The sequence below is a fragment of the Candidatus Obscuribacterales bacterium genome, assembly GCA_019744775.1.
Taxonomy (GTDB): domain Bacteria; phylum Cyanobacteriota; class Vampirovibrionia; order Obscuribacterales; family Obscuribacteraceae; genus SBAT01.
In genome coordinates, this window is sequence record JAIETZ010000004.1 from 87,272 (window position 1) to 100,818 (window position 13,547).

Below are 13,547 nucleotides of genomic sequence, written 5' to 3' on the forward strand. Positions count from 1 at the left end.
ACAAGGACGGAGTGTAATACGGTGACAAATTCTTTATATGGAGTAGCCAAGCACAAAGCATCTTCCCAAAAGCTAACTTGTTTTGGCACAAGCAAATCACCTATTGACATCACCAATTGTACTTCACATATATTTTCTTGCCCCCTCTTGAAATATCGAGTAACATGGACCCATTGTTGACATCTGCAGTGCGGCAGAACCCACATCGTCAAAGGGTTCATACGCATCCGAGCCACTTTCCGAGGAAAACTGGATGAACTCCAACCTAGTTCAACGAAAGCTTTTCGTCGCTCTTTCATCGGTCGTACTTCTTGCACAACCAGCCCTGGCTGCAACTCCTGTTGCGCAGCCGCCGGCAAAGCCTTTGCCGACAGGCACAATGCTCATGCCGATGCAGCCGAAGTTGGACACATACGAACCAGATGCACCTTCGCAATCTCCAGCGTCGAAAAATTCCGGAACAGGAAGCGCGCAACAACAACTCATCGAATCGGAAAACAACACTCAACCTTCAACTGTAGCTGAACACGATCCTAGCGAACTTAAGCCGGCGCCGGAAAATGTCTCGGCAGAATCAGGTTTTGAAGATGACGACAGCGATTTAGGACTTCCTCTAGGAGCAAAACTGAAAGGAACAATTCAATTAATCGCCGACGATACTGAATTTGACCAGCAGACAAACACATTTTTGGGCACAGGCAATGCAATTGTGCTTATCGGCGGCGAAGATTCAAAACTTGAAGCCGACACAATCCTCTACGATCAAAACAACCAGACAATTGACGCGCGCGGAGCTGTGCGCATTTACAGAAATGGTCAATTGACCACAGGTTCAGCCTTTAAATTCAAAGTCAATTCCGACGAGTACCTGATAACCAATCCCGACACCGAAATTCAAGGCGCCGACATTATCGCGCGTAAATCCATCGGTAACAGCCGCAACGTAGCATTCTCCGATGGTACGATGCAAATGCCCACGCCATTTTCATTCCAGCGTAATGCTGTCTTCGGTCCGTTGGGCTTCTTGGAAGAGACTGCTGAAAAACACATGCACCCGGATGCTTATGTGCCGGAAAAACCAAGCTGGAAATTTAAAGCACGCCGCATGGTTTATGAGCGCTATAAAGAAGTCGGCAACCTAACAATTCTTGGCGGCAGAGTCTGCTTTGGTAAGTTCTCTATTCCTGTAGGCAAAATTATGACTACGGTAGGTGGAACCAACCAGCGTTTGCAAATGCCCATTACGCCTCAAATCGGCAACAACTTGCAAATGGGCGGCATTTCGTTTGGACCTAGCTTTAACTACGGCGTAGGCACAAATGGCGTATTCCGCGTGATACCAATGATGCAAATTGGCGGCAGGAACTCAACTAGCGGTTCATCGCAAACAGGTCAAATTGGCGCCGGTGCAAGAATTTCCTACGAAGGACAAAAACTAAGCACGCAAATTGCTTATGGTACCGTTTCCAACTTGGTTGTCGGTGACTTGCGTTACAACTTTACCCGTTCAACCAAATTCCAAATGGGCGTCAACAGATTCATCGAAGACGGTATTTTCGGTGCACGTCGTCCACGCTATATAGCTGAAGCAGTCAATTTAAGAGGTACAACAAAGGTCCCTTATCTCGCCTCAGTAACTTTCCGTACATCAGGTGGTTGGGCATCAGACGATCCAAACTTGCTCAACTTAACTCCTGAATACAAAAAATTGTTCAACATGCCATATACGGACAAAATAACCAAAGCGATGCGCTTTGAAGAACAAATAAATGCGTCAACATTGCCTCTATTTGCTTATGGTGACAACAAACTGGGAGCGAAGCTAGGACTTAGTGCCGGCGCCGCATTGCGTGGTTACTCCACAGGAGATGCAATGTTGATGGCGCAAGTCGGTCCTGTTCTCAACTTATATCTCAAACGCCTGCGTGTTAACACCGGTTATTTCCAATCAGGTGTTAAGGGTCAATCGCCATTTGTATTCGACCAATTCATCAACGGTTCTCAATCTACTTACGTTCAAGGTGACCTCAAAATTTGTAAGTTCCTGACAGTTGGAACGTCGCTTGGTTACAACCTCAATGCCAAGCTTTTGACTAACCGCAGTATTTCCGCTGCCATCGGACCGGAAGACATGAAGTTCATTTTCCTCTATGACACCATTAGAGGAATTAACCGTTATGGTTTCGACGTGCTGTTTGGACAGCCGATTCCATACAACAAACTTGTACTAAAGAACTCTCCTGATCAAGGACAATTGGGAAGCGGAATATGATTATGCTAACGAAGGACGGCGACGCAACGCAGATGGACAGCGGCACAACCAGGCCCAAAATGAACGCACTGGGCATTGATTTAGGTGGAACAAAATTAGCTGCAGCAGTTGTATGCGACGGACAGTTGGTAACAGAAGTAAAAAAGGTGCCGACACCAAAGGGCGCCGACAAAATTGTAGAAAGTTTACTAGGACTAATCGCTGATTTTCAAAAAGATCATTTAATAGCCGGTGTCGGCATTGCCACAGCTGGTGTCGTAAATGTCGAAACAGGTGAAGTAATTGGTTCGACAGGCAACTTGCCAGGCTGGACCGGAACACAATTGAAAAAACTCGTCGAACAAAAGACGATGCTTCCAACGCATGCTGAAAACGACGCTAATGCCGCAGCTTATGCAGAAGTGCACGCAGCCGGACTTGCAGACAAGAAATGCATCGTTACAATTACCCTGGGCACAGGCATCGGTGGTGGTCTTGTTATGAACGGCAAACTTTATCGCGGCCAACATTGGGCAGGCGGTGAAGTTGGACACCTGAAAATTTCAATGGACAACAAGCGCCTCTGCACATGCGGACGCTGGGATTGCTGGGAAGCATATGGTTCCGGCTCAGGATTCTTGCGCACGAGCAAAGAAATAATTGCCACCATCAAACCTGAGCAATCCGATTTAGCAGGCAAATTACCAAATCTTACTAACGAAATGGTCGGCGAAGCTGCCGACAAAGGCGACCCGGTCGCTCACAAAATAATCGATATCTGGCACGAACATGTAGCAACCGGCTTAGTAAGCCTTGCTCATGCACTTGATCCATATTGCTTCTTCATTACAGGCGGCATGGAAAAATTCGTCAAATTTGAAATGCTGCGCGAATTGTTCATCGACGGAAGTCTGCCGTTGATTGGACAAAACGTAAAGATCCTACCGGCAACTCTCGGCACCTCCGCCGGCATGATCGGTGCTGCCAGCCTTGTAATCGATAACATGGTTGCGCGCTAACAACTACTTAATTGGAACGTACTTCCATTCAACCTTGACGTTGATGCGTCCGGGACAAAAGATGCTAATCGCAGGTAATTTATTGCGCACCTCAGGCGTCACTTGTGAAGCATATTCAGGATGGGCTTTTAGAGCCTCATCTATCATCTTAAGATAATCAGCTACTTCAAACTCAAATGTTTGAGATGGCTCACCATACCCTTTCGCCAAAGTCACACTACGCGGTCTGTTCAACGGTTTTATCCAACTGTGATCACCGTTGTACATCGCTTGCGTGCTAACGCGCTCATCTCCAGATACAGAAGCAGTTAAGGAAAATTTCTCTCCAACTCTTATAACTTCGGGCGGTTCCTGAAAGACAAGCGTGGATGCAACTCTGGGATCGCCTTGAATGGACTGTGGACCCTCCCAAGTAATTGATGTCTTAGTTATATTAGCTGTCGGTGACTGGTCCCTATAGCAAGAGGGAATTTCCTGACTGACAAATGGTCCTGTTCTGTGAAAGACAAATTTAGATGGATTAACGGGAATCGACTGAGCCGGAGGTCGTCCAGTACATGTCGGCGGCTTGGGCACCATAGTGATCACACCGCGCGTGACGCAACCCTGCTCGTTTCTTACTATTGTGCATGGACCATTGAGATTATTTGGAGTTCGGCAAATTTGCTGTCTAGGCGACTCAGCTAAAACCGGGCATCTATTGCCATTAATGGTCACATTGGATGTCGAAGATCTACCGTCACATTTACCTGGAATGCGAACCGATCCGCCACACGTGCCTTTATTCGGAATTACCAGCGGCGGGCAGCGCGGCGGTGTCGGATTGCAGGGCACTTGGCTGCTGCAAATAGTTTGTCCACTATTACCGCGCAATATTATATCTATGTGCCGTCCGCCATTGGGAATGTGAAAGACACAAGGACCGAGCTTACCAGGAATAATTGGAATAGATGGCGGATTACTGCAAATTAGAGGTGGGCAAACCCTGGGCTTATCCGGTGTTTGCGGTGTTTTGACAACAGGCGGCCTCGGTTTTGCAGGCGGTTCCTTAGGGGGCTCTTCCTGTACCTCCTGAGTTTCGGCAATTTCAACCACGTAGCCCCTTAACGTGTCCTCGTTCTGAGCTTTCTCTTCTTTAGTTTCCCCTTTCGGCTCTAGAAGCACGGTACCGGATATGGTGTCAGTTGCAGAAAGATCATCCGGCAAATTGACTTCGACAGTGCCTGTCAAAGTATCAAACTCTACTGTTTCAAGCCCATCTTTCTTTTCGATTGACGAAGTGGCTTGCTGTCCATCTTGTCCATTGGACATATTAAATAAACCGGCAGCTGCAACAAACGACAAAGCCAAACCAACCGACACAAGTCTTTTCATGATCATCCGCCTATACCAACCCACAGTATGTTTTGCCCAGGAACAGCAAAAAACGATCACATTGTTGCTTTTTAAATCAAGGACGTAACTCTACTGGTTTAGAGTTAAAAGATAACCTGTCCTGACTTCACAACGTGTTTAACAGTTAATGTCTCGCGATCCCACAAAACAATGTCGGCAATTTTGCCTGGAGCAAGTTCACCAATTTCATCAAAACCCATTGCTCGCGCCGGATTGTAAGAAGCCATGGTAATCGCTTCGGCAAAACTTGCCACACCCCAGTCAACTACATTTTTTACAGCTTGATCAAGCGTAATGGAAGAACCGACAAGTCCCCCGCCTGCTGTGCCTATGTGGGCAGCGTCACTGACAAGTATTATCTTGTCCACTCCCTTCACGCGCATAAGCAATTTCACCACAGGTGGATCTACATGCAGTCCGTCAGCAATTACGCAACAAGTGACACTATCGTTGAGCATTGCCGCAACTACAGCACCAGGTCCGCGATGTTTGACAGCAGGCAAAGCATTGAATGTGTGTGTCATCAATTTCACACCCGCATCAAATGCCTTTTGTGCTTCTTCAAATGTGGCATTTGAATGTCCCAATGCGACGCGTACTCCTTTGCCAATCAAAGTCTTAATTGATTCGCCGTTATTTTCCAGCTCCGGAGCCAGGGTCATTAAGCTGACTTTGCTGCCATTGACCAGGTTATTTGCGGCCGAAGCTGTCAGAGGCAAAAGATGCTTTGGAGGATGCACTCCTGGTTTTTCCGGAGAGAGAAACGGCCCTTCCAGATGCAATCCCAACATTGAGGCTGCGTCGGCTTTTGCCTTGTCGACACCCAATCCATATTCTGATAATTGGCGCATGTTTTTCTTTAAGTGACCGACTTCGTCGGTTATTAAGGTCGGCAAATAGCTGGTAACGCCATGTTTAAGTAAATTACAGCCAAGCTTTCTAATGTCCTCATTAGAAGGGTCGGCCCATAGGTTGCAGTCAGGATCGCCGTTAACTTGAAGGTCAAATAGACCCGGGGTAATAATCATGCCGGAAGCGTCTAAAACCTGCCAGTCGCCCTCGCAATGCCCTCTCAGGGCACTAATTCTGTCGCCTTTAACAAAGAGGTTGGTTCGCTCATGGGCGAGCAAGGTTAAGACCTCTCCACCCTTAATTGCCAAATCTGCCATTAATTAACACTCGAATTGCTTATACTGCCGGTAGGCAGGGTCTCGATTGAGACGGGATATTGATGGGAATATTAAAGCTACAGATGGCTGAGAACAAGGCCTATTCGCCAATGGTTGAATCAAATCCTGCAATTAATCCTGTAACCGGCCATCAGTGGGACTCCTCTACACTGATGCAGAAACTTGTTCAGCTTCAAGAAGCTCTTCTGGCTGCCCAGGAGCGCAATATCACCTTGACCGCCCAGGCTCGCGAACTGGAAAGGGTAGCCCGGGACGCCGAGGATATCAAAGTCGAATTAGCCAATCAGGGACAGCTACTGGCTGATAAAAGCAGGGAAAACAAGCACCTGCACCAGGAATTGTCGAAAATGGCCGGACAACTCGAAACTAAAAACCATGAGATGGAAGAATTTAAGGCACTCCTCAACGATATCCAGCACCAGCTAAAAATTTGCCAGTCGGAACGTGATCAATTGGCAGTGATGCTTACCGATGCAGAAAACGCCAACAGAAAGAAGAGATCAAGCGCTCCCGAAGAAGACTATGGACAGTTTTCCAAGGAAAAAGGCTCGACATCTTCGCCGAGCTGGCTAAGACATCTCAAGGGCAAATAACTAATAACCGACTCCGCCTTTTTGCAGCTCCAGCAATCTAGCGCCTGGAGTCTTTAAGTCGTGCTCCTGATTGGCCATGCTCGATGGCTTGTGCCTGGTGTAGGAATTCATTAGTTCATCGGAAGAAATCCCGGCAGGGGCATCAGAAAACGGCTCTTTGGTCTTCTCCATAATTAGGTCCTTAACCATGCCTACGGCGCCGGCAACGCCTGAGAGATCAACTTCTGTAGTCTTGCCGCCGAATGCACCCTTTTTCACTGTTACCGTGTCACCCAGAAGACTTCCGCCCTCGCTCTTATCACCAAGGAGACTGTGGCTGCTCTTGTACTTATTTCCCAAGAGGTTGACTTCTTTGCTTCTGCCGCCAAACATTCCTTGTTTCTTTTCGTATTTATTGCCAAGGCGATCTTTAACAAGAACCTTCCGCTTGCCGAATAAACCTTTCTTGAAGGTAATTTCCTCGCCTGCTCCGTCTTTGATTGTCAAATTGCCCGGATCATACGCATAGGCGGAGACGGCAAATGCTGAAATTGAACAAAGAACTACAGCCAGCTTCAATTTACTCATAACAACTCCTGTCGTTGGATATGTAGGCGATGACGAACGAGATTATTCTTTGTTTCCGCGCTCGCCTGTCCTGTGTAGGGGCGCATTGCATGCGCCCATTTTATTGCATGCTAAGATCGCTTGTCTCACTAAGCCACTGTAGCATTAACGAAATCTTGGATACAAATTTGGAAACGATAACCAAAGACCTTTTGTCAGGCAACCGCAGAGCGCTGGCACGCGCCTTGAGTATTGTCGAGGACGGCGGACCGCAAGCAACAGAACTCGTGCGCAGTCTCTTTTCGCACGCCGGTCGCGCGCATCTTATTGGTATTACCGGTTCACCTGGCGTTGGAAAATCCACTCTGGTCGATGCATTGATTGCCGCCATTCGTCGCTCAGGACTTCGTGTAGGCGTCTTAGCAGTTGATCCAAGCTCACCTTTTACAGGTGGAGCAATTCTGGGCGATCGTATTCGCATGCAAGAACACACGATGGACAAAGATGTCTTCATCCGCTCGATGGCCAATAGAGGCCATGCCGGTGGAACAGCACTTGCAACATACGACGCAGTGCGCATGATGGAAGCATCGGGCTACGACGTAGTAATTATTGAAACAGTTGGTGTAGGTCAATCTGAACTCGCCATTGCAGAAACAGCAGACACGACAATTCTTGTTTTGATGCCGTCTTCAGGTGATGACATTCAAGCCATTAAGTCAGGCATTATGGAAATTGGCGATATTTTTGTCGTCAATAAAGCTGATTTGCCTGGGTCCGACAAAACCGCCAGCGAAATTATGGCGTCTCTCGAATTGAGTCACTTTAAAGACGACTGGCGTCCGCCTGTGGTTTCAGCTGTAGCAGAAACAGGTCAGGGAATAGACAAGGTCTGGGAAGCAGTACAAAAACACAAGCTCTTCCTGGAATCCAGTGGACAACTGATGGACAGGCGCAAGCATAAAGTGCAAACTGAGCTTACTGAGTTAGTCGCTGCAATTGCCCGCGAAAATCTCAAACAATCACTTAAAGACAGCCCACGCGTGAATGACCTATTAAGTACGGTCTTGAATCACAAGCTTGACCCGCATTCAGCAGCAAACAAACTAATTGAAGAATTGTTCGGCAAAAAATAGTTACTTTTGCGGATAGATGATTACCGCATCCCAAGCATCGAAGTTTTGTACGCCTGGGTAAATGGACTTCAATTCTGGCAATTTGGCCAATGACTTGGCTTTTGACATAGGCACTAATGTCGGCACTTTTACTTCATTGGTAATGTTATAGAGAGGATTGCTGTCACCCTCATTTTTCTCTTTTGGCAAGACTGAACTTACCTTGAAGCCTTGAGAGCGCAACAATTGGCTGGCTCTGTCATGATCTCTTTGATCGACAGAAACTTGAGCATGCATCGAGCCTGTCCAGTATACAACCTTATTTTTCGGATTTTCATCCAAAACATGCGCAATGTGAGCAGCCATAGCTCTGTCGCGACCCGTCCCAAAAATCGCATTATAAACTCCCACATTGATACTGTCTGCGTCATCGACGGCAACAAGCTTAAGTCCAGCATCGACTGCTGAGTTCATCAAATCTCGCATATTTTCCCGTTCCAACAATGCGCGGGATGGAAAATACTCATTAGTTCCTTTACTTTCCTCAAGCAAGGCAAAATCAACAACACCCGTTTCAGCAAAACGATCTAATACTTTTTGATGATTCGCCGGCAACTCAACAGCCAGGTGAGTAGCACCGGCGGATTTCAAATCATCCATGAGGTCTTTGCCGAGCGCCAAATGTTTTTGGTCGCCTCTGTGATCTTCACCGATTGCAAGCACTCGGTTTTGCTTCATTGCCGAAACTAGCCAGTCAGTTGGATTCGTCCCATACGCCTTTATTTCTGAGCGAACCTTTCGTTCATTACGCGCAAACACTTTGTCAACCTGCGCCAGTTTTGAATTCTCGTCTTCAAGATTTACCCATTGCGAAAGAATTTTGTGACCTTCGTCATTCGAAAGCTGACCATATCTGCGGTCTTCAAGATCACTAATTGACTGCTGCAACAACTTTTCAGCTTCGGAAAATTTGTCTTGTGACATAAGGGCGCCAGCTAACTTTTGGCGACTCTGATTTAACGCTTGCAGTTCGCATTCAGTGGGATTAGCTTTGTATCTAGCTGACTGCAATGTCAGATTTCTACGGTAAAGCTTTTCTGCTTGTCCGAACAGATGCGAGTCCGAAAATTTCTGTGCGCGGTCCGTGAGTTGGCGAGACTCCGGTCTATCCAACACACACTGCCCTAGATCTGCACAATTCATGCCGGGCAGATCAGAGCTTTTTGCTAACTCGAAAGGGGATTCGGACAAGGGATACCTGATTCGTGCAACGCCGACAACGAGAGTGTAAGCAAATTTGAGCCGCTCGCAAATGGTGAATCCCGCATTGGCTGGGCCGAAATCGTACAATCAGACCATTATTAACCCCAGTTAATCTAACTCATGTCCAGATTCCGCATACCCCGTGTAGACACTGAATACGCCTGGAAATCGTTAATTGGACGGCATTCCTGGGCACATTTAACGTAGCCACATTTACTATGAGGGATTGGGAAATGGGTAGTGACAATGTAAATAAGACGGCACCTGCAGAAAAACACGATGGACCAAGTAAGTCTCACACGGAGACAAATGCGGATGCTTGGGGTGCAAAATCTGGTAGCAGTGACATAAAGATCGCGGCAAATCCGAGCCAAGCTAAACCTGAAGAACACGGCTTTTTAAGCGTCGACTTTAAGGGAATGGGAGATGCCTTCAACCAAGCCATGCATAACACGCAAGAAATGATTTCCAATATAGGCAAACCGTCTCCTGAGCAAGTAGCTGCCGAAAAAGCTGACAAAGCTGCAGATGAGACAGCTAACAAAATCTACGATCGACTTTTCAACAAACAACTTTCGTATGACAGTACAGTCGGAGACATCAACAAAGAATTGAAGGCGATGGATCCGGCAACTCGCAATGCCGTTCTTGAACACTTGAAGAAGAAGGAAGGCATGATGTCACCAATCCATGTTGATAAAAAAGATGGTGACTATGTCGTAACTTGGGGCGGTGGAATGGGAGCCAGCGGCGAACACGTGTACCCCTAGAGAAAAACAAGCCAACATACGTATTTAAATTAAGAGTACCGGGAATATTGTTGACGTAGTCAATTGATTAGGCGTCAGCAGTGGGATTCTTTGAGCAAATAGGTTCATTAATTAGCTACGAGTGGGTGGTCTGGTTCCCTCTAAAGCTGTTCCTGGCTTTCTTTTTGGGCGCTCTGCTCGGTGCGGAGCGGACAACAAGACAGCCTGTGGCCGGTGTGCGTACGCACATGATTTTATCTGCCAGCTCGTGTCTGATATCAGCTTGCGGCGCGGATTTGATTCATGGCGCTGCAATTGGTTCAGGTGACGCCACGCGTCTTGCCGGTCAAATTCTTGCCGGTATTGGTTTCATTGGAGCCGGCGTAATCATCAGTCGCGGTGTCGGTGTGATGACGACAGCTGCGACAATATTTTTTGCAGCTGGTCTGGGCATTGCATGCGGACTTGGATTTTTTGGTTTTGCCATTATCTCAACGCTCACAATCATCGTCGGTCTGCGAATTTCAGAACACATGTTTCCGCAGGAAGAATTACCCGGCAAAGACTTGAGAGTGTGCTGCCCCAATGACAAATTCGATACGGTAAAACTTCTATTTCCTGCTAATGTCCGTCTTAATTCCGTCGTAAAACATACAGATCGCCTTGAGATGAATTTACACTTCAGTGACCTTAGTTGGGCTGAATTGGACAAGTTGCTGAGATCTATCATCGACAATCCGGATGTGTTGTCGATTCAATTGCTTGGCGAAAAGAGTGGGCTTTAAGCTGCTTTCTTCGAGCGTCCGTGCCAGAACCAATAAGCAGGAAGTCCGGAAAGAATTAGAAGCAGACCCGCACCTGTATATTGCGGCGACAAACAAATTTGTCCGACCATAATTGATACTGCAAGAACTACGTAGAGTATCGGAAGTGCAGGATACAGAGGTGTCTTATACGGACGATTGCGCCCTCCGTCTTTCGCACGCAGCACAATTACCGCTGCAACCGTGAGCACATAGAATGCCAACGCGGCAAATACAACGTAATCGAGCAGATTACCGTAAGTGCCAGATGTGGTCAGAATAGCTGCCCAGATGCCTTGCAGCAATAGACCAAATACAGGCACATTGGATTTAGGACTTAGTTCGGCAACTTTCTTGAAGAACAGTCCATCGCGAGCCATTGCGTAATAAGCACGCGAGCCGGCAAGAATGAGTCCATTCAAACAACCGAATGTGGAGATCATAATGGCACCTGCCATAATCATCACGGCAGGCGATCCAAAAATCATGCTGGCAGCTGCGGTTCCTACACGGTCTTCTAATGCAAACTGAATGCCGCGACTTACGACATCAGTGCCATTTGGATCACCGTGCAAAGGCAACAAAAGCAAATAGACAACGTTTGTCAAAACATAAATTAGTGTGACAAGCAATGTTCCTAGCGCTAGAGACTTGGGCAAATTCTTTTCCGGGTCTTTTACTTCTTCACTGGCAAATGTGATGTTGTTCCACGCGTCACAGGAGAAAAGTGAACCGACCATCGCCACAGCCATCACGCCCAAGAAGTGAATGCCTGTTAGTTGATTACCTTTCAAATCAACTGCTTGCCAGAAATTAGCGAGATTAACTTCAAGTCCATGATAGTTATTGAATGCGAGCAAGCCTAAAGCAATAAGTCCGAACAATGCTCCAACTTTTGTGACTGTGAATACAGTCTGAATCATTTTGGCAGTATGAATACCGCGGCAATTGATAAATGTATGCAGAGCAATAACTAGAACACCTAGTGCTTGAGCGGTGGTGAATTTCCAATTAGCGACTTGCAGAATTACGTTTGTGTTCGAAAAATATGGAATGAACACACCGGTAAATTTGGCGAAGGCAACAGCTACTGCAGCAATTGTGCCGCATTGAATTACGGCAAATAGTGTCCATCCATATAAGAATGCAGCCAATGGTCCATAGGCTTGACGCAAAAACACATATTGTCCGCCGGCTTTAGGAAACATAGCAGCCAGCTCGCTGTAGCACAGTGCACCCATGATGGTTAGAACACCGGCAGCCAGCCAGCACATAAGAAGCCAGAAAGGCGAGCCCATTTGCCTGGCAATATCAGCCGACACAATGAAAATTCCTGAACCAATCATTGAACCAACAACAACAGCCGTGGAATCAACAAGACCCAATGCTCGCTTGAAGTGACCTTGACCGTCAGCTTCCGCCAGTAGGGCTTCCTCGCTTGTGAACTCCATTGCCATTTTCATAACGTCCTCGATGTATATACTTTCGATATGCCGCTTCGCGACATCCATATAAGTGTAGGCGAGTAGGTCACGTACAGGCGTTGCCATGAGTCATTATGGAAGTTATCTAAGCTTTGACTTTATCCCTGTGAAATGGCACTACGGCAAGGTTGTACCTATATCAAATAAAAAGTTTATGTCAACGTCATCGATTGTATGTAGACGTTATATTCTTTTTGCCTTGACGAAGTACTCGGCAGCAAATACGATCAACAAGGAATTTTTCAATGAATGGCGGTTGCAAGACCGCTGCAAAAATACTTGTCGTATATACAGCCGAGCAGGAACCCGAATGTCGAAAAGTGCAATTATTAGCCAACCGGATCAAGGTGTTTTAGTTGATATCAGCGGCTGCGTGGATATCGAAGAGGCCAGAGAGCATTTGGTTTCTTCGCTTGAAGTATCCAGCCAGTTGCCACCTGGTACAAAAATCGATCTCAAACTGGGCGCCATTCTTTTGAGCGAAGCAGATGTTGACCAAGTTGTTGGTCTAGCTCAACAAAATGGTGTCACTTTCAACCAAGTGTATGCCACCAACAATGAAACAAAAGCCGCTCTGCAATCACGCAAGCTCAATGTTGCTAAAAGAGTTGCCGCAAGTCTAAGCGCACTCATTGCTGATGCTGCCCTAATGGAAGCTGCCGAAGCAGAAAAAGCAGCAGCTGAGACAACTACTGAACCAGTTGCAGAAACAAAAGCCGCACCAGCTGAATCAAGTTACGCTGGTCCTGGTTGCGAGGAAACAGCTGCAACATCGACTGCTAAAGTTGAGGCTCCACAGATTCCACAAGTTCTCTACCTAAAGCAAAACTTGCGCTCCGGTCAGTCGGTTACACACAAAGGTCATTTAGTTATCTTTGGTGATGTAAATCCTGGCGCTGAAGTTGTTGCTGAAGGTGATATCACCGTATGGGGTGCATTGCGTGGTATTGCTCATGCCGGATCGAACGGCAATGACAAAGCGGAAATTCGCGCCTTGCGTTTGCACCCGATTCAATTGCGTATTGCCCATTCAATCGCCAGAAGTCCTGATAAACCAAAATCCGGCGCACTGGTTCCTGAAACAGCCAGAGTAGTGAATGGTCAAATCCGCATTCAAGCAAATATTCCTGAGTAACCAC

12 protein-coding genes are annotated in these 13,547 nt (G+C 47.0%); 7 read left to right on the forward strand and 5 right to left on the reverse strand.

What is annotated here, in order from left to right:
- Window positions 1–253: 253 nt before the first annotated feature.
- Both K2Y22_09995 and K2Y22_10000 read left to right on the forward strand, forming a co-directional pair.
- Window positions 254–2,272 (forward strand): hypothetical protein, encoded by a 2,019-nt coding sequence (locus K2Y22_09995; protein ID MBX9878775.1) that lies wholly within the window; start codon window positions 254–256, stop codon window positions 2,270–2,272.
- Window positions 2,269–3,270, forward strand: coding sequence for an ROK family protein (locus tag K2Y22_10000; GenBank protein ID MBX9878776.1), 1,002 nt, complete (start codon window positions 2,269–2,271; stop codon window positions 3,268–3,270). The genes K2Y22_09995 and K2Y22_10000 overlap by 4 nt, the downstream gene beginning before the upstream one ends.
- Before the next feature lie 3 nt (window positions 3,271–3,273).
- On the opposite strand, the gene K2Y22_10005 is transcribed toward K2Y22_10000, so the two are convergent.
- Complete coding sequence (locus tag K2Y22_10005) at window positions 3,274–4,644, reverse strand: hypothetical protein (GenBank protein ID MBX9878777.1); 1,371 nt, start codon at window positions 4,642–4,644, stop codon at window positions 3,274–3,276.
- 104 nt (window positions 4,645–4,748) lie between these two features.
- Window positions 4,749–5,834 (reverse strand): amidohydrolase family protein, encoded by a 1,086-nt coding sequence (locus tag K2Y22_10010; protein ID MBX9878778.1) that lies wholly within the window; start codon window positions 5,832–5,834, stop codon window positions 4,749–4,751.
- A gap of 83 nt (window positions 5,835–5,917) precedes the next feature.
- Here K2Y22_10010 and K2Y22_10015 point away from each other — a divergent pair, with 83 nt between their 5' ends.
- Complete coding sequence (locus tag K2Y22_10015) at window positions 5,918–6,448, forward strand: hypothetical protein (protein ID MBX9878779.1); 531 nt, start codon at window positions 5,918–5,920, stop codon at window positions 6,446–6,448.
- Here K2Y22_10015 and K2Y22_10020 read toward each other — a convergent pair whose 3' ends face one another.
- Window positions 6,449–7,015: a hypothetical protein gene (locus K2Y22_10020; protein ID MBX9878780.1), complete on the reverse strand. Its 567-nt coding sequence runs from the start codon at window positions 7,013–7,015 to the stop codon at window positions 6,449–6,451.
- 167 nt (window positions 7,016–7,182) lie between these two features.
- Here K2Y22_10020 and meaB point away from each other — a divergent pair, with 167 nt between their 5' ends.
- Window positions 7,183–8,130, forward strand: coding sequence for a methylmalonyl Co-A mutase-associated GTPase MeaB (gene meaB, locus K2Y22_10025; GenBank protein ID MBX9878781.1), 948 nt, complete (start codon window positions 7,183–7,185; stop codon window positions 8,128–8,130).
- Here meaB and K2Y22_10030 read toward each other — a convergent pair whose 3' ends face one another.
- Window positions 8,131–9,093 carry a hypothetical protein gene (locus K2Y22_10030; GenBank protein ID MBX9878782.1) on the reverse strand — a complete coding sequence of 321 codons (963 nt, stop codon included), beginning with the start codon at window positions 9,091–9,093 and terminating at the stop codon, window positions 8,131–8,133. It abuts the gene before it with no gap.
- A 512-nt stretch (window positions 9,094–9,605) separates the two neighbouring features.
- Here K2Y22_10030 and K2Y22_10035 point away from each other — a divergent pair.
- Both K2Y22_10035 and K2Y22_10040 read left to right on the forward strand, forming a co-directional pair.
- On the forward strand, window positions 9,606–10,142 hold the full coding sequence (locus K2Y22_10035; protein ID MBX9878783.1) for a hypothetical protein: 537 nt from the start codon (window positions 9,606–9,608) through the stop codon (window positions 10,140–10,142).
- An 80-nt stretch (window positions 10,143–10,222) separates the two neighbouring features.
- Entirely contained in the window at window positions 10,223–10,906 is a 684-nt protein-coding gene (locus K2Y22_10040) for an MgtC/SapB family protein (protein ID MBX9878784.1), read from the forward strand.
- Here K2Y22_10040 and K2Y22_10045 read toward each other — a convergent pair.
- Window positions 10,903–12,381: an amino acid permease gene (locus K2Y22_10045; protein MBX9878785.1), complete on the reverse strand. Its 1,479-nt coding sequence runs from the start codon at window positions 12,379–12,381 to the stop codon at window positions 10,903–10,905. The two genes, K2Y22_10040 and K2Y22_10045, sit on opposite strands and share 4 nt — an antisense overlap.
- A gap of 337 nt (window positions 12,382–12,718) precedes the next feature.
- Between K2Y22_10045 and minC the strand changes: the two genes are divergently transcribed.
- Window positions 12,719–13,543, forward strand: a complete 825-nt coding sequence (minC, locus tag K2Y22_10050; GenBank protein ID MBX9878786.1) for a septum site-determining protein MinC — start codon at window positions 12,719–12,721, stop codon at window positions 13,541–13,543.
- Window positions 13,544–13,547 lie beyond the last annotated feature (4 nt).

Excerpts from the sequence above, each read along its gene's own strand:
- K2Y22_10015 (MBX9878779.1), top strand. The coding sequence starts at position 5,918 with ATGGCTGAGAACAAGGCCTATTCGCCAATGGTTGAATCAAATCCTGCA.
- K2Y22_10010 (MBX9878778.1), bottom strand. The coding sequence starts at position 5,834 with ATGGCAGATTTGGCAATTAAGGGTGGAGAGGTCTTAACCTTGCTCGCC.
- K2Y22_10035 (MBX9878783.1), top strand. The coding sequence starts at position 9,606 with ATGGGTAGTGACAATGTAAATAAGACGGCACCTGCAGAAAAACACGAT.
- minC (MBX9878786.1), top strand. The coding sequence starts at position 12,719 with ATGTCGAAAAGTGCAATTATTAGCCAACCGGATCAAGGTGTTTTAGTT.
- K2Y22_10045 (MBX9878785.1), bottom strand. The coding sequence starts at position 12,381 with ATGGCAATGGAGTTCACAAGCGAGGAAGCCCTACTGGCGGAAGCTGAC.
- K2Y22_10005 (MBX9878777.1), bottom strand. The coding sequence starts at position 4,644 with ATGAAAAGACTTGTGTCGGTTGGTTTGGCTTTGTCGTTTGTTGCAGCT.
- K2Y22_10030 (MBX9878782.1), bottom strand. The coding sequence starts at position 9,093 with ATGTCACAAGACAAATTTTCCGAAGCTGAAAAGTTGTTGCAGCAGTCA.
- K2Y22_10020 (MBX9878780.1), bottom strand. The coding sequence starts at position 7,015 with ATGAGTAAATTGAAGCTGGCTGTAGTTCTTTGTTCAATTTCAGCATTT.
- K2Y22_09995 (MBX9878775.1), top strand. The coding sequence starts at position 254 with ATGAACTCCAACCTAGTTCAACGAAAGCTTTTCGTCGCTCTTTCATCG.
- K2Y22_10000 (MBX9878776.1), top strand. The coding sequence starts at position 2,269 with ATGATTATGCTAACGAAGGACGGCGACGCAACGCAGATGGACAGCGGC.